The 22,210-nt window shown below is 73.7% G+C and carries 21 protein-coding genes and 1 pseudogene; 10 read left to right on the top strand and 12 right to left on the bottom strand.

Annotated elements, in window-relative coordinates:
• Positions 1 to 212: 212 nt before the first annotated feature.
• On the top strand, positions 213 to 950 hold the full coding sequence (locus AC1VM9_RS02540; protein ID WP_483120994.1) for a helix-turn-helix transcriptional regulator: 738 nt from the start codon (positions 213 to 215) through the stop codon (positions 948 to 950).
• A gap of 75 nt (positions 951 to 1,025) precedes the next feature.
• Here the strand turns inward: AC1VM9_RS02540 and AC1VM9_RS02535 are convergent, their stop codons facing one another.
• From AC1VM9_RS02535 to AC1VM9_RS02500, 8 genes and pseudogenes are all read right to left on the bottom strand, one after another.
• The gene (locus tag AC1VM9_RS02535; protein ID WP_481341329.1) at positions 1,026 to 1,547 is read right to left on the bottom strand and encodes a YbhB/YbcL family Raf kinase inhibitor-like protein; all 522 of its coding nucleotides are present in this window, start codon (positions 1,545 to 1,547) and stop codon (positions 1,026 to 1,028) included.
• Between the two features lie 74 nt (positions 1,548 to 1,621).
• Entirely contained in the window at positions 1,622 to 2,602 is a 981-nt protein-coding gene (locus AC1VM9_RS02530; RefSeq protein WP_481347341.1) for an SGNH/GDSL hydrolase family protein, read from the bottom strand.
• Positions 2,595 to 3,707, bottom strand: a complete 1,113-nt coding sequence (locus AC1VM9_RS02525; RefSeq protein WP_481341327.1) for an alpha/beta hydrolase — start codon at positions 3,705 to 3,707, stop codon at positions 2,595 to 2,597. Before AC1VM9_RS02525 ends, AC1VM9_RS02530 begins: the two co-directional genes overlap by 8 nt.
• Positions 3,698 to 6,376 carry a bifunctional lysylphosphatidylglycerol synthetase/lysine--tRNA ligase LysX gene (gene lysX / locus AC1VM9_RS02520; RefSeq protein WP_483120992.1) on the bottom strand — a complete coding sequence of 893 codons (2,679 nt, stop codon included), beginning with the start codon at positions 6,374 to 6,376 and terminating at the stop codon, positions 3,698 to 3,700. The genes AC1VM9_RS02525 and lysX overlap by 10 nt, the downstream gene beginning before the upstream one ends.
• 203 nt (positions 6,377 to 6,579) lie before the next feature.
• A pseudogene (locus tag AC1VM9_RS02515) lies at positions 6,580 to 7,044 on the bottom strand (bifunctional lysylphosphatidylglycerol synthetase/lysine--tRNA ligase LysX); the annotation flags it as partial.
• 71 nt (positions 7,045 to 7,115) lie between these two features.
• Positions 7,116 to 7,595, bottom strand: coding sequence for a DUF421 domain-containing protein (locus AC1VM9_RS02510; protein WP_483120991.1), 480 nt, complete (start codon positions 7,593 to 7,595; stop codon positions 7,116 to 7,118).
• A gap of 58 nt (positions 7,596 to 7,653) precedes the next feature.
• Complete coding sequence (locus tag AC1VM9_RS02505; RefSeq protein ID WP_483120989.1) at positions 7,654 to 8,166, bottom strand: hypothetical protein; 513 nt, start codon at positions 8,164 to 8,166, stop codon at positions 7,654 to 7,656.
• A gap of 33 nt (positions 8,167 to 8,199) precedes the next feature.
• The gene (locus AC1VM9_RS02500; RefSeq protein WP_483120987.1) at positions 8,200 to 8,829 is read right to left on the bottom strand and encodes a TetR/AcrR family transcriptional regulator; all 630 of its coding nucleotides are present in this window, start codon (positions 8,827 to 8,829) and stop codon (positions 8,200 to 8,202) included.
• Between the two features lie 512 nt (positions 8,830 to 9,341).
• On the opposite strand from AC1VM9_RS02500, the gene AC1VM9_RS02495 reads away from it, so the two are divergent.
• From AC1VM9_RS02495 to AC1VM9_RS02485, 3 genes are read left to right on the top strand one after another with little or no spacing between them, the layout of a single operon-like run.
• Positions 9,342 to 9,989, top strand: a complete 648-nt coding sequence (locus AC1VM9_RS02495) for an SRPBCC family protein (protein ID WP_483120986.1) — start codon at positions 9,342 to 9,344, stop codon at positions 9,987 to 9,989.
• Positions 9,986 to 11,107, top strand: a complete 1,122-nt coding sequence (locus tag AC1VM9_RS02490; RefSeq protein WP_483120984.1) for a phosphotransferase — start codon at positions 9,986 to 9,988, stop codon at positions 11,105 to 11,107. Before AC1VM9_RS02495 ends, AC1VM9_RS02490 begins: the two co-directional genes overlap by 4 nt.
• The gene (locus tag AC1VM9_RS02485) at positions 11,104 to 11,595 is read left to right on the top strand and encodes a GNAT family N-acetyltransferase (protein ID WP_483120982.1); all 492 of its coding nucleotides are present in this window, start codon (positions 11,104 to 11,106) and stop codon (positions 11,593 to 11,595) included. The genes AC1VM9_RS02490 and AC1VM9_RS02485 overlap by 4 nt, the downstream gene beginning before the upstream one ends.
• A 17-nt stretch (positions 11,596 to 11,612) precedes the next feature.
• On the opposite strand, the gene AC1VM9_RS02480 is transcribed toward AC1VM9_RS02485, so the two are convergent.
• Positions 11,613 to 12,827, bottom strand: a complete 1,215-nt coding sequence (locus AC1VM9_RS02480; protein ID WP_483120981.1) for an MFS transporter — start codon at positions 12,825 to 12,827, stop codon at positions 11,613 to 11,615.
• A gap of 201 nt (positions 12,828 to 13,028) precedes the next feature.
• Here AC1VM9_RS02480 and AC1VM9_RS02475 point away from each other — a divergent pair, with 201 nt between their 5' ends.
• The 4 genes from AC1VM9_RS02475 to AC1VM9_RS02460 all read left to right on the top strand — a co-directional run bounded on the left by AC1VM9_RS02475 (position 13,029) and on the right by AC1VM9_RS02460 (position 17,597).
• Positions 13,029 to 14,468: an NAD-dependent malic enzyme gene (locus tag AC1VM9_RS02475; protein WP_481341364.1), complete on the top strand. Its 1,440-nt coding sequence runs from the start codon at positions 13,029 to 13,031 to the stop codon at positions 14,466 to 14,468.
• A gap of 4 nt (positions 14,469 to 14,472) precedes the next feature.
• Positions 14,473 to 15,804, top strand: coding sequence for an MFS transporter (locus tag AC1VM9_RS02470; RefSeq protein ID WP_481341363.1), 1,332 nt, complete (start codon positions 14,473 to 14,475; stop codon positions 15,802 to 15,804).
• A 23-nt stretch (positions 15,805 to 15,827) separates the two neighbouring features.
• Positions 15,828 to 16,190: a hypothetical protein gene (locus tag AC1VM9_RS02465; protein ID WP_483120978.1), complete on the top strand. Its 363-nt coding sequence runs from the start codon at positions 15,828 to 15,830 to the stop codon at positions 16,188 to 16,190.
• A 111-nt stretch (positions 16,191 to 16,301) separates the two neighbouring features.
• The gene (locus AC1VM9_RS02460) at positions 16,302 to 17,597 is read left to right on the top strand and encodes an MFS transporter (protein ID WP_483120976.1); all 1,296 of its coding nucleotides are present in this window, start codon (positions 16,302 to 16,304) and stop codon (positions 17,595 to 17,597) included.
• Positions 17,598 to 17,620: 23 nt separating this feature from the next.
• Here AC1VM9_RS02460 and AC1VM9_RS02455 read toward each other — a convergent pair whose 3' ends face one another.
• The 3 genes from AC1VM9_RS02455 to AC1VM9_RS02445 all read right to left on the bottom strand — a co-directional run bounded on the left by AC1VM9_RS02455 (position 17,621) and on the right by AC1VM9_RS02445 (position 20,215).
• Complete coding sequence (locus AC1VM9_RS02455) at positions 17,621 to 18,847, bottom strand: MFS transporter (protein ID WP_483120975.1); 1,227 nt, start codon at positions 18,845 to 18,847, stop codon at positions 17,621 to 17,623.
• The gene (locus AC1VM9_RS02450) at positions 18,844 to 19,305 is read right to left on the bottom strand and encodes a MarR family winged helix-turn-helix transcriptional regulator (protein WP_481341359.1); all 462 of its coding nucleotides are present in this window, start codon (positions 19,303 to 19,305) and stop codon (positions 18,844 to 18,846) included. The genes AC1VM9_RS02455 and AC1VM9_RS02450 overlap by 4 nt, the downstream gene beginning before the upstream one ends.
• Positions 19,306 to 19,549: 244 nt before the next feature.
• Positions 19,550 to 20,215, bottom strand: a complete 666-nt coding sequence (locus AC1VM9_RS02445) for a TetR/AcrR family transcriptional regulator (RefSeq protein WP_481341358.1) — start codon at positions 20,213 to 20,215, stop codon at positions 19,550 to 19,552.
• 113 nt (positions 20,216 to 20,328) lie between these two features.
• On the opposite strand from AC1VM9_RS02445, the gene AC1VM9_RS02440 reads away from it, so the two are divergent.
• Positions 20,329 to 20,601, top strand: a complete 273-nt coding sequence (locus AC1VM9_RS02440) for a hypothetical protein (RefSeq protein ID WP_483120972.1) — start codon at positions 20,329 to 20,331, stop codon at positions 20,599 to 20,601.
• A 7-nt stretch (positions 20,602 to 20,608) separates the two neighbouring features.
• Positions 20,609 to 22,105 (top strand): MFS transporter, encoded by a 1,497-nt coding sequence (locus tag AC1VM9_RS02435; RefSeq protein ID WP_483120970.1) that lies wholly within the window; start codon positions 20,609 to 20,611, stop codon positions 22,103 to 22,105.
• Positions 22,106 to 22,210 lie beyond the last annotated feature (105 nt).

The raw sequence follows: 22,210 nt of genomic DNA, 5'->3' as shown, positions 1-22,210 counted from the left end.
TCCATGCTGTGGCGGGGGGAAATCCGGGCGTGTGCGACGCGTTCTCGGACATTCGTCGGACGCGGCCACGACTCCTCGATATCCTCCAAATCGGCCGAAGAAGGAGTCCGATGGCGATCCCCGTCCCTGCACCCGTCCCTGCACCCGTCCCTGCACCCGTCCCTGCACCCGTCCCTGCACCCGTCGCTGACCCTGTCGCTGCACCTTCCCCGGTGGGCGACCCCGGCCGGGTCGAGACCCGGCGCGCCGTCCTCGAGCTGCTGTCCCGACCCCCGGCCGACCCGCGCGAGACGGTGTCCGTGCTCACCGCCGCCGAGGTCGGCGACGCTCTCGGCATCCACGTCACCACGGCGCGGTTCCACCTCGAACGGCTCCTCGACGCGGGGGTGCTCGTGTCCGTCCTGCGCCGTGCCGGCGTCGGCCGGCCGCGCAAGCTCTACGCGCTCGCCGAGCCGCCCGCGCCGGGCCTGACGGGGCACGAGGCCCTCGCGTCCTTCACCGAGCTGCTGACCTCGGCATGGGCGCAGTCCCAGGACGGCGTGCCGATCGGCCCCGAGGAGGCCGGTGCGCGGTGGGTCGCCGAACGCACCGCCACCGACGACCGGCCGCTGCCGGTGGCGACGACCCCGGGTGCCTGGCTCGGCAAGGTCGGCCTCGCGGTCGACCTGCTCGACGAATGGGGGTACGAGCCGGACCTGCGCACGAGCGACCACGGCCGGACGGTCGAGCTCACCCTGCACGACTGCCCGTTCATGGCCATGGCCCGCAACCACTCCGAGGTCGTCTGCGGCATCCACCGCGGGCTGGTGCGGGGCACGCTCGCCGCCGTGGGTGAGGCCGATGCCGACGTCGAGCTCGTCCCGTTCGTGACGAACCGGTCGTGCATCGCGCGGTTGACCAGTGACGCGGTGGCGACGCGGCGCTCGTCCCGCCCCGACGCCCCGGCCTGAGGCGCGACCCCGGACTGAGACGAGACCCGGGACGAGGCGCGACCGGCCACCGCGACGACCGGCGTGGCGCGTCGGTCAGTACTGGTAGGTGCCGTGGAGGATCGCGCGGCCCAGCGTCTTGAACGCGAGGTTGAACGAGACGACTGCGGGCGTCGCCGAGTCGTCGACGCCGAGCGTCGGCTCGGACACGGCGTGAACGACGAAGAAGTAGCGGTGCGGCTGGTCGCCCTGGGGCGGTGCCGCACCCATGAAGGTGGCCTGGCCGGCGTCGTTGCGCACGTGGAACGCGCCGCCCGGCAGCGGGCCCGAGGCAGCGCCGGTGTCGAGCGACGTGACGTCGGCCGGGAGGTCGACGAGGACCCAGTGCCAGTAGCCCGACGGCGTGGGGGCGTCCGGGTCGAAGCAGGTGACGACGTAGCTCTGCGTGCCCTCGGGTGCCCCGCTCCACGACAGCTGCGGGGAGGTGTTGCCGCCGGACGCCACCTGCGCGTCGGCCAGCGGCTCGCCGTCGGTGACGTCGGTGCTCGTCACGGTGAACGACGCGACGGCCGGCAGCAGCTCGTACGGGTTCGGTGCGACCGGGCGGTCGAGGCTCATGCGGTGCTCCTTCGATCGGGTGCGGACGGTGCCGGTGACCGGGATCCGGCCCCGGTCCCGACCCTAGACCGGCCTCAGCCCGAGGCCCAGCGGCCGACGGCGCCGGCGTCCTCGAGGGCGTCGTAGACCGCCGCCATGAGCAGGGTGTGGCCACTGGCGTTGGGGTGGTCACCGTCGTCGAGCAGGTCGCTCGTCGGGTCGCGGTCGCCGGCCTCGCCCTTGAGGGGCGTGTAGGCGTCCACGTAGACGGCGCCCGTCGCGGTGGCCACCTGCTGGACGGTGCTGTTGACGACCTTCGTCAGGGCGTCGCTGCCGAGGACGAAGGCGCCGCCCTGCGCGCGCCCGACGGCACCGTCGACGGTCACGTTCCAGTAGCCGACGACCGCGACGCGGAGGTCCGGGTTCGGGTCGGCGGCCTTGACGCCGTCGACGATCCGCGTCAGGCCGTCGTGCAGCCCGTGGAGCGTGTCGGTCCAGCACGGCGACGTCGCCGCCGGCAGGCAGGTCGGGTCGTCCACGCGGTCGAGGTCGAAGTCGTTGGCGCCCACCTCGACGACGACGAGGTCGGCGCCGACGATGTCGCGGTGGGTCGACGCGGAGTCGAGGTCGTGCTCGACGTCCTCGGTGGTCCACCCGCCGACGGCGTCGTTGTGGATCACCGGAGTCCGGCCCGTGGCGGACCCGAGCCGGGCGCCGAGCTGCTCGACGTAGCCCGCGCAGCCGCACGTCGTCGCCGACGGCACCGAGTCGCCGAGCGCGACGACGACGAGGGGGGCGGGCGAGGTCGACGTCGCACCGGAGGTCGGCGGCGCGGACGGGTCGGCGCCGGTGGGGACGCCTGCGGGACGGCCGGCACCACCGACGGCGTCCTCGAGCGTGCCGGGGCCGACGCCGGCCGCGAGGGCCACGGCGACGAGCGCCACGGCGCACGCCGCGACGACGAGGCCGATGGCGACGTGGTGGGCCCGGACGCCGAGGTGCCGGTGCGGCCGACCGTGCGCGGTCCTGTGCCCGCTTCGCCTCGCCGCGGGACGGTGCCCTACGGGGTCAGCCACGGAACCCCGGCAGGGTCTGGCCGAGCCAGGCCATGGCCCGACCGACGTACGGCTCCCACACGGTGTCGCGGTGCCCGCCCGAGGCCAGGACGGTGGCCGCCACGTCGAGCGGCGGTTTGGCGACGCTGAGGAACTTCGACGTCGACGGGTAGGACAGCGGGTCCTGGCGCGAGGTCAGCACCCAGAGGGCGACCGGCGGTGGGCTCGTGCGGGCGAGGCGGACGAGGTCGTAGGCCTCGGTGCCGCGCGGCGTCAGCGGGTCGTAGCTCGCCGAGAAGTCCGGGCGGAAGTAGCCCTGCAGGACGATGGCGGCCCCGAAGACGTCCGGGTGACGCATCGACAGCGACGCGGCGCACCAGCCGCCGTACGAGTAGCCCATGACGGCCCAGGACGTGCGGTCGCGACGCGCGTGCAGGTGGGTGACGACCCAGGCGGGCAGGTCGCGGGCCAGCCACGTGTCGGTCTGCGGCAGTCCACGCGCGCCGTTGACGCACTCGGTGTCGAGGCTGGCGGGGGTGTCGATGCGCGGGATGACGACGAGCGAGGGCGCGAGCCGGTGCTGCGCGACGAGGGCGTCGGCGGTGGTGAGGAAGTCCAGCCGGGAGAACGACTGGGGGCTGCCGGGGAACCCGTGGAGGCCCTCGATGACCGGGTACGTGCGGCTCGAGGCGGGGTCGTAGCCGGCCGGCAGGTACACGAGCACCTGTCCGGACATGCCGGTCCGCGGGTCGGTGACCACATAGGTCTGCAGCCGCGAACCCGGTTGCGGCAGACGGTAGCTCGTGGGCCCCGTGGCCCGGGCGAGCCCCGGCCCGACGACCTTCGCCTCGACCACCTCCCGGGCGCCGCCGCCGTGGTGCAGCTGCACCTCGGTCGAGCGGGACCCGAGCAGGTCGGACCAGCTGGAGTAGAAGAGGTACTGGTCGTTGAGGGCGGCACCGGCCAGGGCGACGACGACGACGTTGAGCAGCACCACCTGGACGCCGCGGACGGCTCCGTGCGCGACGCGTCCGCCCCAGCGGGGCCAGCCGACGACGACGAGGGCGAACAGGGTGAGGGCCACGAGGACGAGGACGACGATGACGCCGGGGTCGGTCAGCTCCACGTCAGGCTCTCCCTCTTCTCCGTGCTCCGCCGGCCCCCCGGCTCGGGGCGCACGAAGGGGAAGGTGAGGACCGAGCGGATCGGGGTGTTCGTCAGGAGCATGACGAGCCGGTCGACGCCGATGCCGAGACCGCCCGTGGGCGGCATGCCGAGCTCGAGGGCGTGGAGGAAGTCCTCGTCGACCTCCATGGCCTCCGGGTCGCCCGCGGCGGCCTTGAGCGACTGCTCGGTGAGGCGTCGGCGCTGCTCGACGGGGTCGGTCAGCTCGCTGTACGCGGTGCCCACCTCCATGCCCGCGACGACGAGGTCCCACCGCTCGACGAGCCCGCGCTCGGTGCGGTGGGGGTGCACCAGCGGCGAGGTCTCGACGGGGAAGTCGGTGTAGAAGGTCGGCAGGACCGTGACGGGCTCGACGAGCCGGCCGTAGAGCTCCTCGACGACGTGGCCCCACCCGGCGTCGTCGGGGACGGTGATGCCGTGCCGGGCGGCGAGGTCGAGGAGCACGTCCAGGTCGGTGTCGGGGCCGACGGGCAGGCCCACGGCACGGCTCACCGCATCGAGCACGGGCACGACGGGGAAGGACGCACCGATCTCGACGAGCTCGACGCCGTCGAGGCCGTCGCGGACCCGCCCCGGCGGCGGCAGGGGGATGACGGGTCGGCCGTGCACGGCGACGGCGGCCTCGCGCACGAGGTTCTCCGCCAGGAGGCGCATGTCCACGTAGTCGGCGTGCGGCTCGTACACCTCGAGCGAGGTGAACTCCGGGTTGTGGGTGGCGTCGGCTCCCTCGTTGCGAAAGCTGCGGCCCAGCTCGAACACCGGGCCGAGGCCACCGACGAGGAGCCGCTTGAGGTGCAGCTCGGGAGCGATGCGCAGGGCCAGGTCGATGCCGTAGGCGTTGATGTGGGTCCGGAAGGGGCGAGCGGAGGCGCCGCCGTGCGTCACGTGCAGCATCGGCGTCTCGACCTCGAGGAAGCCGCGCTCGGCCAGGGTCCGGCGCAGCGTCGCCACCACGGTCGAGCGGCGCCGCAGCAGCTCGACCTGGGCGGGGTGCACGAGCAGGTCGGTCGACCGACGTCGCACGCGAGCCTCGGGGTCGTCGAGGCCGCGCCACGGCACCGGGTGCAGCGCCTTGGCCTCCAGGCGCCAGTCGTTCACGAGCAGGCTCGGCGTGCCGGTGCGGGAGCGCCCCGTCCGACCGGCCAGGCGCACGAGGTCCCCGGTGTCGACGGCGGCCGTGAACCGGCCGAGGGAGCGCCGCCCGGTCCGGGACGTCTCGAGGAGGGCCTGCACGCGCGCCCCGGCGTCCTCGAGGGTGACGAAGACGACGGCGCCGTGGTCGCGCAGCTCACGGACGCGGGCCACGACCTGGACGGGTTCGCCGTCCGTCCACGAGCCGCAGCGCACACCGGGGACGAGGGCGAGTGGGGTGACCGGGCCGCCCCCGACAGGGTAGGGGTCCTCGCCCGCCGCCCGGAGCCGGTCGAGCGTCGCGAGGCGGTGCCGCGACTCCTCGCTGCGCCGGGGCCCGAGCCGGGTGGGGTCCAGGGCCGGCCCCGCCGCCTCGAGCACGGCCACCTCGGCGAGGTGCTCGGCATCGAGCAACCCGCTCGTCGAGCGGTGCCGGGCCGGCCAGGGCACGAAGCCCTCGAGCGCGGCCGCGGCGATGACGACCTGGGGAAGGGAGAGGCCGTCGTCGTAGCAGAGGAAGCGTGGGGTCCACTCGGGGTCGTACTTGTCGGTGGCGCGGTAGAGCCGCTCGAGCTGCCAGAACCGGTCGAACAGCCCGAGCACCGACGCGTTGAGGCGGGTCAGCGTGCTCGACCCGAGGCGGGCGGAGCCGGCGAAGACACCGCGGAACATGCAGAAGTTGAGCGAGACCCTCGCGATGCCGAGCTCGTCGGCGCGCGTGAGCAGCTCGGTGACCATGAGCTCGGTCGTGCCGTTCGGGGCGTCAGGCGAGCGGCGCATGAGGTCGAGGGAGATGCCGGCGCGGCCCCACGGCACGAAGGTCAGCAGACCTACCGGCGTGCCGTCGGCGTCCGCCGCCTGGACGTGCACGACGCGGCCGTCGGCGGGGTCGCCGGTGCGGCCCAGGGCCATCGAGAAGCCGCGCTCGGTGTCGCCGGAGCGCCACTGCCGCGCCGACGCCGCGGTGCGGTCCAGCTCGTCCGGGGCGAGGTCGGCCTGGCGCCGGATGCGGACCGTCACGCCGGCGCGACGGGCCCGGGCGGCCGCCTGCCGCGCGCGTGTCAGTCGGGCGCCGTCGACGTCGACGCGACGTGGCTCGAGGACCGCCTCGTCGCCGAGGGCGACGACCCGCATCCCCCGCGACGCATAGGCTCGGGCACCCTCCTCGCTCGCCGCGAGGACCGCCGGCAGCCAGCCGTACTCGCGGGCCTCGGCACGCCACGCGTCGATGGCGGGCAGCCAGGCCTCGCGCGGGCCGACCGGGTCGGCCGAGGCGAGGGACACACCCGCGGCGACGGCGTACGTCACGGCCGCGCGGCCCTGTGCGTCGAAGACCGATGCCTTGTCCCGCCGGGTGGCGAAGTAGCCGAGCGAGTCGTGGCCGCCGTGGCGGGCGAGGAGGCGCCGCAGCGAGACCTCACGCTCGGGCGACCAGCGGTTGAGCGGCCGGGCCGAGGCGAGGAAGAGGGTGACGGCCACGACGATCGTCGCGCCGGCGCAGAGGGCGACGCTGTCGACGACCCAGGGGGGACGAAACCGCCCGGCCGCGGCGAGACCCCGCCGAGCACCGCGAACACCGTGCCGACGAGCGCCTCGGCCTGCGACCGGGGCACGCCCACCGCGCCGAGCAGCCCCCACGCGACGCCGAGGGTCGTGACGGACCCCGCCACGAGGGCGACCGCCGCGAGCCAGCCCGACCCGCGCTGGAGGCGCCCGGTGAACTGGCCGCGGAGCCGCCACAGCCACCACCCCGCGGCGAGCGCGACGACCATGCCGGCGGCGTCGACGAACCGGCCGAGGTCGCCCCGGGTCTGCCACATCCACAGGTACGGGCGGCGCGCGGGCGGCAGCACGGCGACGAGCCCGATGAGCACCCCGAGCGCCTGGAACGCGGCGACGAGCAGCAGCCCGATCCGCTTGCGACCGAGGAGCGCGCGGGTCACGATCGCCAGCACGACGACGGACAGGACGCTGGGCGCGACCGGCACGTTGAGCAGGCCGAAGACCACCTCCGTCGGGGTCGGGCCGGGGCGGTGCGGATGGGACAGGACGAGCAGCAGAGCCACGACGGTGGCGAGGGCGTAGGTGCCGGTGAGAACGCGGGCCGCGCGGGGTGATCCCGGGTCGACCGGTCGGCGAGTGGCCATGGCCCTAGACGATGGACCGGTGCGCTGGACGCTCGCTGCACGTCTCCTGTGGACGGAGTGACCCCGCTCGGTCAGGCCTGCGGCGGCTTGTCCGGGGCGCCGGACTGCGACGGGTCGCGGGTGAAGAACGACAGGCGGCCGTCGGCCTCGAGCACGGCGTACTCGATGTCGGCGGTCGAGCGGATGCCCTGCTCGCGGGCCGCCACGAGCAGGTCGGGAAGGGACAGGCGCTGGCGGCGCATCGCGTCCTCCACGGGGGAGCCGTCGGCGAAGACGAGCACGGGGCGCCCGGTCACGAGGGGGCGGACCCGGGGGAAGCGCCACTGGGTCCACGACAGGCCGACCGTGAGCAGCGCGAAGGTGCTGACCGCGAGGATCGCACCCGTGACGGAGTAGTCCTGCTGCGTCACGCCCTGCTGCACGAGGTCGCCCATGGTGACGTAGAGGACGAGCTCGAAGGTGCTGAGCTCACCGAGCGTCGACCGGCCGACCGACCGCGTGACCAGCCAGAGGAAGACGAAGACGACGAGCGCGCGGGCGACGATCTCCACGGTGGCTCCTCTCGGCGCGTGTCGGGTGGGCGGGCGGTGGGCGGGCGGACGGCGCCGGTCAGGGCAGCAGGATGGTGCGGAAGTCCAACGACACCGCCTCGCGGCCCCGGTCGAGGACGGCGAGGTGCCCCGAGCGGCCGACCTGGCTCGAGGGCTGGATGTAGGCGTCGTAGGCCGCGACGAGGGTGTCGCCGGGTGGTTTGCTGAAGGTCAGGTACAGCGTGTCGCCCTCGCGCGTCGAGTCGGAGGGGTCGGGGCGCCAGCCCTGGGTCTCGTAGATGTCGAAGTAGCTCCCCGTGACGGCGAGGGTGATGTCGCCGGTGAACCCGCCGGCCCGGTGCACGCTGACCTCCCAGGGCACGTCCATGCCGGCCCGCGAGGAGGTCGCCCACGTCAGGGTCAGGTCGATGCCGTCGCCCGACACCCGGGTCGTCTGCGTCGTGTCGCCGAGCAGACCGGCGGCGCCGAGGAGGACGACGACGAGCAGCGCCGCCACCGCACCTCGGCGCGACCACGCGCTGGTCCGCGCCGGACCCGGCCCCTCGAGGCCCTCGAGGGTCGAACGCGGCATCTCCACGCTGTCGGTCTAGCACCGCGGCGTGGGTCAACCGCGCACGACGCGCCGAGCCAGGTCGCTCCATCCCGCCAGGATGCGGTCGCGGTCGACGCCGAGGTCGAGCTGCTGGCGCAGGATCGGCACCTCGAGCGGGGCGAGCAGCGCGGTGGCGAGCACGGGCAGGTCGCCTTCGACGCCGGCCGATGCGAGGAGCACGCGGACGTGCGCGGTGTAGAAGGCCGCGGCCGGCAGCGACCGGCCGTACCGCCCGACCGCGGCGACGACGAGGTCGCCGTGGAGGAGGTTGCGGTCGAGGCGCGACTCGCCGAAGGCGAGCAGCCGCGTCAACGGCGGGGCGCCGGGCCCGAGCGGCGGGGGCCCGGAGATGACGCGCTGCTGCCAGGTCGTCTCGCTGTGGTCGAGCAGCGCCGCCATGAGCCCGGCCCGGCTGCCGAAACGGCGGAAGACCGTGCCCTTGCCGACGTGGGCGGCCGCCGCGACGGCGTCCATCGTCACGGCGTCGACACCGCACGACTCCACGAGGCGCGTGGCGGCGTCGAGGAGGGCCTCGCGGTTGCGCGCGGCGTCGGCCCGCTCGGGCCGCTCTGGGCGCAGCCCGAGCTCGACGGGCCGCCCGGTCGGGCGTCCGGCGTCGAGAGGCGGGCGGGTGGCCGGCACCCGCCGATCGTAGGCGGAGCGGCGGGCGGCGTCCGCCGGTTTTCCGCATCCCCGAGCCGACTGCCGCGCCCGGCCGTCGAGCGACGCCGAGCCCGACCCCGAGCCCGGCCCCGAGCCGAGCGGACGCCGTGCCCGACGCCGAACCCGACGCCGAGCCCGACTGTGGGCCCACTCGCTACGTCAGTGCTCACTCCGACTGAGCAGTGACGTAACGAACGGGCCTCACGTCTGCCGGTCAGCGGCGCGGGTGCAGGCCGCGCGCAGGGTCACGTCGACCAGGACGAGCGGAATAGAACCGGACCGGGGTCCGTTTGGTGTGTCATGACCAACGCTGCCACGCCCCGCACCCGAGTCGCCGTCCTCGTCGGGAGCCTGCGCTCCGGCTCGGTGAACCGCCGCATCGCCGAGGCCCTACGAGACCACGCCCCGGACGGCGTCCAGCTCGAGATCGTCGGACGGTCGTGGAGGGAACGTCCGAAGCCCCACCCCCGGTCGACGGGACCGGGGAGAGGGTGGCACGTCAGCCCGCCGAGGGGGCGGGCGACGGGCCGCTCCCCGAGGGGCGGGACGTCGTCGGGGACGCAGCAGCCGGTCAGGGCCTGGTGCGTCCCCGACGCCACACCATCGCGTGCGAGGCTGGACCCGTGCGCCCGTTCCGCTTCCACCACACGTGGCACGTGCCGGCCGACGCCGCGACGACGTTCGCGGCACTCGCCGACGTCGACGCCTACCCGCGCTGGTGGCCCCAGGTCCGAGCCGTGGCGCGCATCGACGCCGACAGCGGCCATGCCTACGTGCGCAGCCTCCTGCCCTACACGCTCGACCTCGTCCTGACCCGCGAGGTCGAGGACGCCGACGCCGGGCTGCTGCGCGTGCGCATCGACGGGGACCTCGAGGGGTGGAGCCAGTTCCGCCTCGAGCCGGGGACTCCTGTCGGCCCTGACCGCACGGCGGTGGCGCCGCGCCCCGTACCGCTCACCCGCGCCTCGTACTCGCAGGAGGCGACGGTCACCACGCGCGGGCTCGATCGGCTCGCGCCGGTGGCGGCCCCGGTGCTGCGGCTCAACCACGCCTTGATGATGCGGGCGGGCGAGCGCGGCCTGGCCGCCTGGGTCCGCGACTCCGCCGACGCTGCCGACCCCGGCACGGTGTCCCGGTGACCGATCCGACCCCCGACCTCGTCGCCGAGACGCTCGAGGTGGCCGGTCGCCTGCTCGGGGCCGCTCTCGCGGCCGACGGCGACATCTTCCCGGGCAGCCGCCGCACCCTCGTGGTCCGGGCCCGTGAGGCGTCCGGTCGTCGGGTCGTCGTCAAGCGCTACCTCACCGACCAGGTGGAGGCACCGTATGCCCGAGAGGCCGCCGCGCTCGCGGCGCTGACCACCGTGCCGGGGGCGCCGGCGCCGCGGCTGCTGGCCGAGTGTGGTGACCCGCGGGTCGTCGTGCTGTCCGACCTCGGCGACGCGCCGCACCTGGCCTCGCACCTGCTCGGGTCCGACGCCCACGCGGCCGCGGCCTCGCTCGCCGACTGGGCCGAGGGGCTCGCCCGTCTCCACGTCGCCGGCCGCGGCCTGAGGGACGCCTTCGTCGACGGTGTGCGAGCACGGGCGGGTGACGCCGTGGTCGTCGACTACCTCCCCGCCCACCTCGCGGGGGCCGCCCGGGCGTGGCCGGGGCTCGCGCGGGCGCTGGGCGTCGAGGTGCCCGACGACGCGTGGGAGGTGCTGCGCGAGGTGCCGTCACGCTTTCGCGTCGACGCCGCCAGCCTGTCGGCGGCCGACATGTGCCCCGACAACAACCTCCTCGACGACGCCGGCGTGCGCCTGCTCGACTTCGAGTTCGCGATCTGGCGGCCCGTCGCGTGGGACGTCGCCTACCTGCACGTCCCGTGGCCGACGTGCTGGTGCGCGTGGTCCCTCGACGCGTCCGCCGCGGAGGCCGCGCTCGACCGGTGGCGCGGCGTCGCGGCGACGGCCTGGCCCGGCGTCGCGACGCCTGCCTTCGACGTCGACCTCGCCCTCGCGCGGGAGGCGTGGGCGTGGCTCGCCGGGTCGTGGTGCGTCGCCGAGGTCGTCGAGGGCCGCCGCCGGACGCCCAACCCCGCCAAGCCGATGCCGCGGATGCCCGACCGGAGCCTGCGCCTGCTGCGAACCGCAGCCGAGGGTGTGGCGCTGCCCGAGCTCGCCGACGTCGCGCGTCGGCTCGCGGACGCCGTCGCCGACGCGCACGGGGCGGTCGCGGTGCCCCTTGCCCCGGCCTTCGCGGCGGGGGCCTCGTGAGCGGGCGGGCCGACGGCTGGACGACGCGTCGGGCCGGTCGCGGCGACATCGAGTCGGTCCTTGACCTGCGAGCCCTCATGTTCTCGGCCATGGGCGTGCCCGGTGTCGGTGACCCCGGGTGGCGTGCCGCGGCCCGCGAGTGGTTCGAGGCCGAGATCGAGGGGCCGCGCTGCTGCGTCGTCGTGGCCGTCGACGCGGCCGGGCGGGTCGGGGCCGGCGCCATGGGCGGGCTGCGCCTCGAGGCCCCGTCGCCGGTCAACCCGAACGGTGTGTGGGGACTGGTCAACAACGTCGCGACGCACCCCGACGCGCGGCGCCGCGGACTCGCCCGCGCGTGCGTGGAAGGCGTGCTCGCGTGGCTCCGAGACGACACCGAGGCCTGCGTCGTCGAGCTCTTCGCGACAGGGGAGGGCGCCGGTCTCTACACCGAGCTGGGCTTCGCCCCGACGGCGTGGCCGGCGATGCGCCTGCGCATCGACCGGGGCTGACCTCGCCGGGCCAGGGGTCAGGCCGGCGTCAGGGCACGCGTCAGGACTCGGTGGGCACCCCAGGCGAGCAGCACCGCGAGGCCGCCGGCGACGACGGTGACGGCGTAGGCCGGGGTGTGGCCGCCCCAGTCGGCGAGGCGGCCGGCCACGGCCGCACCGATGGCGTACCCGAGCCCCGTGGCCGCAGCCAGCGCGGTCATCGCGGCACCTGTGCGCGAGGCTGGTGCGACGCGCTCGGCGAGGGTGAAGGTCGTGATCATGTACGGCGCGACCGTGAACCCGAGGACGACGAGCACCGGCGCGAGCCCGGCGAGCGAGCCGACCGCGAGCAGTGGCACCGACAGCGCGAGGAGGCCGCCGGCGAACCAGCGCAGCCGTCGGGGCAGGCCGACGCGCGGTGGGAGCATCGCCACGGCCAGCCCGGCGACGACGCTGCCGACGCCGAGCAGCGCGTGGAGGTAGCCGGTGAGCCCGGGCGACCCGGCAGCCGTCGCCAGCACCGACGTGCCGGTCTGCACCGAGCCGAACACCGACCCGATGAGCAGCTGTGCGACACCGAGGACGACGAGGGCCGGAGTCAGCAGGCAGCCGCCCGCCGCGTCGGCGCGGGCGGTCGTGCGGTGGGTGACCACCGCGGTCTCGTGCAGGGCGAACCACGTGCCGAACACGGCCAGGGCGACCGCGGCGAAGGCCAGGGCGGCCGTCGGGCTCGCGACCGAGACACCGAGACCGACGATGGCCGGACCGAGGACGAACGACGCCTCGTCGGCGGCTCCCTCGTAGGAGAACGCGGCGTCGACCAGACGCGGCTGGTGCCCGCCGGCCGACGCCGTGATCGGCCGCCAGCGGACCCGTGCGAGCGGACCGACCTGCGGCAGAAGCAGGCCCGCGACGCCGCTGACGAAGGCGGCCACGCCCCAAGGCAGCCCGGTCTCGACGACGACGAGGACGGCACCCACCGCGGCCGCACCGGCGAGCGACTGTGTGGCGACGACCCGACGCTGCCCGAGGCGGTCGGCGCGGGCACCCCAGAACGGCGCACCGACGGCGTTGGCGACGGCGAGCGCTCCGGCGCAGAAGCCGCCCGCACCGTAGCTGCCGGTGGCCCCGGCGACGAGCAGGAGGGTGCCGAGCTGGGCCATGGCCAGCGGCAGCCGGGCGAGGAAGGCGACGACGATGTACGTGGCGCCGGTGAGGCCGAACAGGCGTCGGTACGACTCGATGGGTGACACAGGGCGACTCCGGTGGTGGGCGCGCGGGTAGCGCGCAGCGGGTGCGCGACCTACCCGCCCATCAGGCCGCGCGGAGTCCCTGAGCAGCCTCCAGTGTACGGGCGCGGGCGAGGGTGGCCGGACGCCGCCCGGGGACCCCCGTTACTGGCCGGTCCTCGGACGGTGGTGAAGCGGCTTCTCGGATCGTGGGACGATTGGCCGGTGACTGAGTCGATCCAACGTGCCCGCGCCACCACCGCCTCCTACTCGATCACCATGCGAATCCACACCGGCACCGACCCGGCCGTCATCGGCACGCTGGCGGTCAAGGTGGCCGAGAGCGGCGGCATCACCACCGCCCTCGACATCGTCGACTCGCACCCGGACCGGCTCGTCATCGACCTCACGTGCTCCGCGAGCAACGCCGAGCACTCGACCGAGATCGTCGCCGCCGTCGAGACGCTCGAGGGTGTGCGGGTGCACAAGGTCTCCGACCGCGTCTTCCTGCTCCACCTCGGGGGCAAGATCTCCGTCGAGTCCAAGGTGAACCTGCGCAACCGCCAGGACCTCGCGATGGCCTACACCCCCGGCGTCGGCCGCGTCAGCCAGGCGCTCGCCGACCACCCCGAGGACGTGCCCAAGCTGACGATCAAGGGCAACTCGGTCGCCGTCGTCACCGACGGGTCAGCGGTGCTGGGCCTCGGCAACATCGGCCCGATGGCCGCGCTGCCGGTCATGGAGGGCAAGGCCGCGCTGTTCAAGCGCTTCGCCGACATCGACGCGTGGCCCATCTGCATCGACACGACCGACGTCGACGAGATCGTGCGCACCGTCGAGCTCATCGCACCCGGCTTCGGCGGCATCAACCTCGAGGACATCGCCGCGCCGCGCTGCTTCGAGATCGAGGCCAAGCTGCGCGAGCGGCTCGCGATCCCCGTCTTCCACGACGACCAGCACGGCACGGCCATCGTCGTGCTCGCGGCCCTCAAGAACGCGCTTCGCATCATCGACAAGAAGCTGCCCGACGCCCGCATCCTCGTCTCGGGTGGTGGCGCCGCCGGCTCGGCCATCGTCCAGCTGCTCCTCGCCGCCGGGGCCACCGACGTGACCGTGAGCGACCGGCCGGGCCTGCTCAACAAGGCCGACGAGTCGCTGACGCCGGCGTGGCGCGAGCTCGCCGAGAAGACCAACCCGCGCGGCCTCACCGGCACGCTCCGCGACGGCCTGCAGGGCGCCGACGTCTTCATCGGCGTGAGCGCGCCGCGCATCCTGCACCCCGAGTGGATCGACGAGATGGCCGACAAGCGCATCGTGTTCGCGCTCGCCAACCCCGACCCCGAGGTCGACATCCACGAGGCGACGCAGCGCGCCACGGTCGTGGCCTCGGGCCGCAGCGACTACCCGAACCAGATCAACAACGTCCTCGCCTTCCCCGGCGTCTTCCGGGGCCTGCTCGACGCGCGCGCCACCGACGTCACCACCGAGATGCTCATCAAGGCCGCAGACGCCATCGCCTCGGTCGTCACCGACGAGCAGCTCAACCCGAACTACATCATCCCGAGCGTCTTCCAGCCGGACATGAGCAAGACGGTCGCCAAGGCGATCGTCGACTGCGTCCCCAAGGCGCCGGCGGCGTCGATCCCGATGACGGGAGCCAGCTGACGGCATGAGCGGCACGCCCCCCTCCGGTCTCCGGTTCCCGCTCGACGGGCGTCGCGCCTGGGCGGTGTGGGCGGCTGCCATCGCGGTCTACGTCCTCGCCGTCTTCCACCGGACCTCGCTCGGTGTGGCCGGCCTCGAGGCCGCGCACCGGTTCGGCGTCAGCAGCTCGCAGCTGTCGACTTTCACGATCCTGCAGGTGCTCGTCTACGCGGCGATGCAGCTGCCGGTCGGGGCGCTGCTCGACCGGTTCGGCTCGAAGCGGCTCCTCGCCGTCGGGCTGACGATGCTCACGGGCGCCCAGCTCGGCTTCGCCTTCGTCCACTCCTTCCCGGCCGCGCTCGCGTGCCGGGTGCTGCTCGGCATGGGCGACGCCATGGTCTTCATCTCGGTGCTGCGCCTCGTCGCCGTGTGGTTCTCCTCGCGGCGCACGCCGATGGTCACCCAGCTGACGGGCCTGTTCGGCCAGCTGGGTGCGCTCGCCGCCGCCGGGCCGCTCGCGGCCGCCCTCGACCGCTTCGGGTGGACGCCCTCGTACACCGTCGCGGCGTCCATCGGCGTCCTGACCGGCATCGCCCTCGTCGTGCTCGTGCGCGACTCGCCGTACGCCGACCACCACCGCGAGGACCTGCGGATGCGCGCCCTGGCCAGGGCGCTGCGTGAGGCCTGGCTCGTCCCCGGCACCCGCCTCGGCCTGTGGTCGCACTTCACCGCGCAGTTCGCGGCGAACATGTTCACGATGCTGTGGGGCTTCCCGTTCCTCGTTGCCGGAGAAGGGCTCTCGCCCGGGACCGCCAGCACGCTGCTCATGGTCATGGTCGCCACGACCATGACCACCAGCCCACTCGTCGGCTCGCTGACGATGCGGTACCCGTTCTCGCGCAGCACCCTCGTCCTGTGGATCGTCGGCGGCGCCGTGGCGGCCTGGACCGCCGTCCTGCTCTGGCCCGGTCCCGCGCCGCTCTGGCTCCTCGTGCTCCTCGTCGTGGTCATCGCCGTCGGCGGGCCGGGGTCGATGATCGGCTTCGACCTCGCGCGCACCTTCAACCCGCCGACCCGCCTCGGCAGCGCGTCCGGCATCGTCAACACCGGCGGTTTCGTCGCCACCCTGACCGCGGTCGCGCTCGTCGGCGTCGTCCTCGACCGCGTGGCACCGGCCGGCCCCTCGACGTGGGACCTCGACGCCTTCCGCGCCGCCATGGCGGTCCAGTACCCCGTGTGGGCGCTCGGTGTCGTCCAGGTGCTGCGCTACCGGCACCGGGCCCGCCGCGCGGCGCTCGAGTCCGACCCCGAGGCGTACGCCGCGATGCGCGCCGGTCGGTCGGTCACCTTCCACTGACCTGCCGCCGGAAGGAGGCTGTGATGGCGACGTGGTCCGACGTGGACGAGCTGGCCGGACGGCTGCCCGGCGCCGAGCCCATCCGGACCCGCGAGGGCGAACCCGCCTGGTACGCCGGCCGCCACCCGTTCGCCCGGCTGCGTCGGGACGACGCGGGTCGCGAGCTGGTCCAGGTGTGGACCGGCGAGATGGACACCGAGCCTGCCCTGGCGGCCCGACGCGACACCTTCGTGCGCGTCGACACGTTCCGGTTCCGCGTCACGATGTGGGCCCGGCTCGACCGCCTCGACCGGGCCGAGCTGGCCGAGCTGCTCCTCGACTCCTACGACGTGCGCGGCGGACCCCGACGCCGGGGCGACACCGGGCTGGCCGACCTCCTGCGCTGAGGACCGCGAGCGCGCCGTACGACGACGCTCAGGGTTTTCCCAGACGCCAGGTATGTGGTCGAAGACGGCACGACGGAGACCCCGCCGTCCCGCGACCACAGGGAGGACCAGATGGCTGCCCACGCACCGACCCGCACGCGACTCACGTCGGACCAGCGCAACTCGTTCGTCGCCGCCTACCTCGGGTGGGCGATGGACGCCTTCGACTACTTCCTCGTCGTCCTCATCTACGCCGACATCGCGAAGGACTTCCACAAGTCCCTGCCCGAGATGGCCTTCATCACCACGATGACCCTCGTCATGCGTCCCGTCGGCGCGTTCGTCTTCGGCTTCTGGGCCGACCGACGCGGCCGCCGCGTCCCGCTCATGACGTGCGTCGCCTTCTACAGCGTCGTGGGGTTCGTGTGCGCCTTCGCGCCGAACTTCGGCGTCCTCATGGTGCTGCGGATGCTGTACGGCATCGGCATGGGCGGTGAGTGGGGACTGGGTGCGGCGCTCGCCATGGAGAAGCTGCCGACCGACCGCCGGGGGTTCTTCTCGGGCATCCTCCAGGGCGGCTACTCGATGGGGTACCTGCTCGCCTCGCTCGCCTTCCTCGTCGTCAACACGTGGCTCGGCCTGTCGTGGCGCTGGATGTTCGCGCTGTCCATCATCCCGGCCGCGATCACCTTCATCATCCGCTCGCGCGTCGTGGAGTCGGAGGTGTGGCGCGGTGCCGACGAGCGCATCCGGCAGACGAGCACGTCGGTGCGCGAGCTGCTCGCGAACCGGGCCATCTGGCGTCGGTTCGTCTTCCTCGTGCTGCTCATGACGGCGTTCAACTGGATGAGCCACGGCACGCAGGACGTCTACCCGACCTTCCTCAAGGCGACCGACGAGGGCGGCGCGGCGCTCGCGAAGAGCACCGCGTCGTGGATCGCCGTCATCTACAACGTCGGCGCCATCGCGGGTGGCGTCGTCGCCGGGACGCTGTCCGAGCGGTACGGGCGCAAGGTCGTCATCATCGTGTGCGCCGTGCTCGGCCTGCCGATCGTCCCGCTCTTCGCGTACTCGCACACGGCCGGCATGCTCGCGCTCGGCTCGTTCCTCATGCAGGTGATGGTCCAGGGCGCCTGGGGCGTCATCCCGGCGCACCTGACCGAGCTGTCGCCGGACGAGATCCGCGGGTTCTACCCGGGCGTCACCTACCAGCTCGGCAACTGCCTCGCGGCCTTCAACCTGCCGATCCAGGAGGCGCTCGCGACCTCGCACGGGTACCCGTTCGCCCTCGCCGTGACGATCGTGCCGGTGTTCGTCGCGGTCATCGTGCTCACGGCACTCGGCAAGGAGCGCCGCGGCGTCCGGTTCGGCACCAGGGAGACGAGTCTCCTCGAGTCCGGCGCCGCCAGTCTCGCGGCGGCCCGGTAGCGGTCCCCGCCGCCACGGGTCGCTCAGGCGTCACCGATGGTGAGGGCCTGTGCCTCCGTCTGGGACGTCACCGGCTCGGCGCCGTGGCCGGGCGCCTCGTCGAGGGTGCCGATGATCCGGCGGGCCGTCGACAGCACGAGGACGGCGAGGACCACGGCCACCGAGCCGACCCAGAACGGCAGGTGGATCGACCGCTCGCCGAGGGTGCCGGCCAGCCACGGGGCGACGGCGCCGCCGCTGAAACGCACGAAGCTGTACGCCGCCGAGGCGACGCCGCGCTCGACCGGGGCCACCTTCATGACGGTCTCCGTGATGAGCGTGTTGTTCACGCCGAGGAAGGCGCCGGCGAGGACGACACCGACGACCAGGACGGTCCGGTTGCTCGTCGCCACCGCCATGACAGCGAGGATCACGGCGAAGCCGAGCAGCGCGCCGACGATTCCCGTCATGGTGCCGAAGCGTCGCTGGATCATCGGCGCGACGAAGACCGACGTGATGGCGAGCAGCAGGCCCCAGCCGAAGAAGATGAAGCCGATCTCGTGGGCGCCCATCGCGAGCGGGAACGGCGTGAAGGCGAGCAGCGTGAAGAAGCCGAAGTTGTAGAGGAGCGCGGTGAGACCGACGGTCAGCAGGCCGCGGTGGCCGAGGGCCCGCAGCGGCGCGGTGATCGACGTGGGGCGTCCCGCTGCTGGTGTCGCCGGCAGCGTCGTGACGGTGGCGAGGAAGGCCACCGCCATGAGGATCGCGACGCCGTAGAACGGCCAACGCCACGAGATGCCCCCGAGCCAGCCGCCGAGCAGCGGGCCCGTGGCGATGCCGACGCCGAGGGCGGCCTCGTAGAGGATGATCGCCTGCTTGACCGAACCCGATGCCGCGTTGACGATCGTCGCGAGCGCGGTGGCGATGAACAGCGCGTTGCCGAGCCCCCACAGCGCGCGGAAGGCGACGATGCCACCGACGGTGTCCTGGCTGCCGGCGAGGGCCGAGCCGACGATGATGAGCGCGAGGCCGAGCAGCAGCGTCCGCTTGGCGCCTACCCGGCTGCTGACCCAGCCGGTGCCGAGCATGGCGACGCCCATGACGGCGAGGTAGCTGGTGAACAGGAGCGAGACCTGCGAGGGCCCGGCGCCGAGCTCGTCGGCGATGGGCTTGAGGATGGGGTCGACGAGGCCGATGCCCATGAAGGAGATCACGCAGGCGAAGGCGATCGACCAGACGGTCTTGGGTTGGCGCCACATGGCGGTGGTCATCCGTCCTCTCGGGTGGGGTGGGTGTCGGTGGCGGCCGCAGCGGCGGCCAGCAGCTCGTCCATGACGTCGATGGCGACGCGGACGCGGTCCAGGGCGGGGCCGTCGAGCTGGTCGAGGGCAGGGGACAGGACGGCCAGCCTGGCGCGGCGCACGCTCTCGAGGGCCCCACGGCCCTCCTCGCTGAGGGAGACGACCGTGGCTCGGGCGTCGCCGGGGTCGGGGGTGCGGTGCACCCACCCCGACGCCTCGAGGCGCTGCAGCTGGCTCGTGATCGTCGGCTGGCTGCTGTGGTCGGCGGCGGCGAGGGCGCTGACCCGCGAGGGTCCGAGCTCGTCGAGGAGCGCGAGCAGGCGGGCCTGCGCGAAGGGCACGTCGAACGACGCGTGCCGGCTGGCCCAGCGCGAGAGCCGAGCGGCCGAGCGCAGCAGGTCGTTGCCCAGCGAGGTCGGTTCGGTCACCCGGACCAAGTTACATAGATAACCTATGCAAATCAAGCCGCGGTGGTGACACCGGCCGACGATGGATCGGGTGCCCTCGGGACAGCTGTGAGACGACCGTGGCTGCGACCTCGGACAGGTGGTCGAGGTCCGCGAGGTCGAGGACCTGCAGGTGCGCGGCACCGGCAGCCGGAAGGTGGCCGACGTGACGAGCGGGGCTCGGTGAAGATGCGCAGGTCGAGGCCCATGACCCTGCAATCACCGGTCAGTCGCGAACGATCCCGTCGACGATGACCTCGAGCATCGGGCGGACGTCGAGGTCGGCGTGGCTCGTGTCGGCGACGCTCGCGACCCCGCTCACGAGCCGCATGACGTTCGCGGCGTCAACGCCGTCGCGCAGCTCGCCGCGCTCGCGCAGGAAGTCGACGACGCGTCCGTTGGCCTCGCCCATGACGCGGCACTTGCGGTACATCGGCGACCGGGGGTCGTCCATGGCGGCACAGATCTTGCTCGCGGCGCCTCGATGCAACGTGATGTGGTCGATGAAGTGCTCGAACCAGCCGAGCAGCATCTCGTGGGCAGGGGCACCCGTGGCGATCGCGCGGTCCGCATCCGCGGCGACGCGGTCGGTCCAGTCCTGCATGAGGGCGTCGACGAGCGCGTCCCGGTTGGGGAAATGGCGGTAGAGCGTGCCCGGACCGACGCCGGCACGCTTGGCGATCTCGTCGAGGGAGCAGTCGGTCCCGCGCTCGGTGAAGACGATGCGGGCCGTCGCGAGGATCTTGTCGTAGTTGCGACGGGCGTCGGCGCGCTTCGGGCGGACGGGTTTCGCGCGGGTCTCGGGCGTGGTCGTCGTGTCCGGATCGGGCTGGGCCCCAATGGAGCCCGGCGACGGAGCGAGCGTCGCCTGACCGGTGTCGGCAGGCGTCACGGGAAAACCCCCTTGCGAAAACGGAGACTGTCTCCGTATTGTGGGTCGAGCAGAACCGGAGTGGTTCTCCGCTAATAGTAGCGCCGACTGACGTCCCAGAGGAGTCCGGCCGCATGACGACCACGATCCGACCCACCCGCCAGGCCCTGCGCCTGCACCAGTCCCACCTCGCGACGACGCACCGAGCCCCTCTCGTGACGCGCAGCGAGGGCAGGGAGGGCAGCGTCCGTACCCGCGCCACGGCCTTCACGCCGCTGCGCCGCGACCCGCTCAGCGTCGAGCGCCACCCGTCCTCCCACCCGTCCTCCCACCCGTCCTCCCACCCGTCCTCCCACCCGTCCTCCCACCCGTCCTCCCACCCGTCCTCCCACCCCGACGAAGCCTGAGGTCCTGATGTCGACCGTCACCAACACCACACCCCCGACCACGACACCCACGACACCCACGACACCCGCCGCCCCAGCAGCGGGCACGGCGGCCCGGCGTGCCTCCATCGGCATCGGCATCGTGCTCGTCGCGCAGCTGATGCTCGTGCTCGACGCCACCGTCGTCAACGTCGCGCTTCCGCACATCGCGACCGACCTGGGCTTCACGCCGGCGGGCCTGTCGTGGGTGCTCAACGCGTACACGCTCGCCTTCGGCGGCCTGCTCCTGCTCGGTGGACGCCTCGGCGACGTCCTCGGGCGCCTGCGCACCTTCGAGATCGGCCTGGCGGTCTTCACCGTGGCGAGCCTCCTCGGGGGCCTGGCCACGACGCCGGGCTGGCTCATCGCCGCGCGGACGCTGCAGGGCGTCGGCGCCGCCTTCGCCGCCCCCGGCGTCCTCGCCCTCGTCACGACGAGCGCCCCGGACGAGGCCGCCCGCAACCGCGGCCTGGCCCTGTTCACCGCCGTGTCGTCGGCGGGGGCGTCGATCGGCCTGCTGCTCGGCGGCGTCCTCACCGACTTCGTCAGCTGGCACTGGACCCTGTTCGTCAACGTGCCGATCGGCGCCGTCGTCCTCGTCCTGGCCCGCCGGTTCGTCACCGAGACCCCGCGGGTCCGGGGCCGCTTCGACGTCGTCGGTGCCGTCACCGCCACGCTCGGCTCGGTGGCCGTCGTCAACGGGTTCATCAGCGCCCCGGACCACGGCTGGTCCTCGCCGCTGACGCTCGGCTCCTTCGCCCTCGGGCTCGCGCTGCTCGCCCTCTTCGTCCGGACCGAGCGACGCGTCGCGAACCCGCTGCTCCCGCTCGGGCTCGTCCGTTCGCGCTCGCGGGCCGGGGCGCTCGTGCTCATGGCTCTCGTCGTGGGCGCGCAGTTCTCGACGTTCTTCCTCGTGACGCAGTACCTGCAGCTCGTCCTCGGCTTCAGCCCGGTGGCGACGGGTGCGGCGTTCCTGCCCCTGAGCCTCGCGATCTTCGCGACGTCGCGGGTCAGCGCCCGGCTCGTGGCCAGGGTCGGTCCGAGGCCGCTCATGCTCGTCGGCACCATCGGCCTGACGGCCAGCTTCGTGTGGCTGAGCGGGATCTCGGAGTCGAGCACGTACGCCGCGCACCTGCTCGGCGCCCTCGTGCTCAACGGCGTCTCGGCGGCCCTGGTCTTCATGCCGGTGACCGTCGTCGTCCTCGGCGGTGTCGACCGCGCCCAGGCCGGCACCGTCTCGGGTCTGCTGCAGACCGCGCAGCAGCTCGGCGGGGCCGTCGGCCTCGCGGCCATCGTCAGTGTCTACGCCTCGCAGGCCGTCCCCGGACGCTTCGTCCCCGGGGTCGAGCCCGCGTTCTTCACCTCGGCGGCCTTCACGCTCGTCGCGCTGCTCGTCGCCGCTGTCCTGCTGCGGACGCGTCGGGCTCCGGAGCCGTCGCGCGAGACGGTGGCCGTCGCGGTAGCCGACCGCGCCGAGACCGCCTGACGGACCCCCGGCCTCGGCGGCTCGAGGCGCCCGACATGGCCGACCCCCGGTCCCTCCAGCGAGGTGACCGGGGGTCGCGCGGTGGCCGCGGGTCGAGCCTGCGGC

The organism is Monashia sp. HAY1-11D, assembly GCF_056868035.1.
This window is presented reverse-complemented; position numbering and strand designations above follow the sequence as displayed.

Coding starts and splice junctions, on each gene's coding strand:
- AC1VM9_RS02535 (WP_481341329.1), bottom strand. CDS start 1,547: ATGAGCCTCGACCGCCCGGTCGCACCGAACCCGTACGAGCTGCTGCCG.
- AC1VM9_RS02505 (WP_483120989.1), bottom strand. CDS start 8,166: ATGCCGCGTTCGACCCTCGAGGGCCTCGAGGGGCCGGGTCCGGCGCGG.
- AC1VM9_RS02470 (WP_481341363.1), top strand. CDS start 14,473: ATGAGCGGCACGCCCCCCTCCGGTCTCCGGTTCCCGCTCGACGGGCGT.
- AC1VM9_RS02465 (WP_483120978.1), top strand. CDS start 15,828: ATGGCGACGTGGTCCGACGTGGACGAGCTGGCCGGACGGCTGCCCGGC.
- AC1VM9_RS02460 (WP_483120976.1), top strand. CDS start 16,302: ATGGCTGCCCACGCACCGACCCGCACGCGACTCACGTCGGACCAGCGC.
- AC1VM9_RS02455 (WP_483120975.1), bottom strand. CDS start 18,847: ATGACCACCGCCATGTGGCGCCAACCCAAGACCGTCTGGTCGATCGCC.
- AC1VM9_RS02440 (WP_483120972.1), top strand. CDS start 20,329: ATGACGACCACGATCCGACCCACCCGCCAGGCCCTGCGCCTGCACCAG.
- AC1VM9_RS02435 (WP_483120970.1), top strand. CDS start 20,609: ATGTCGACCGTCACCAACACCACACCCCCGACCACGACACCCACGACA.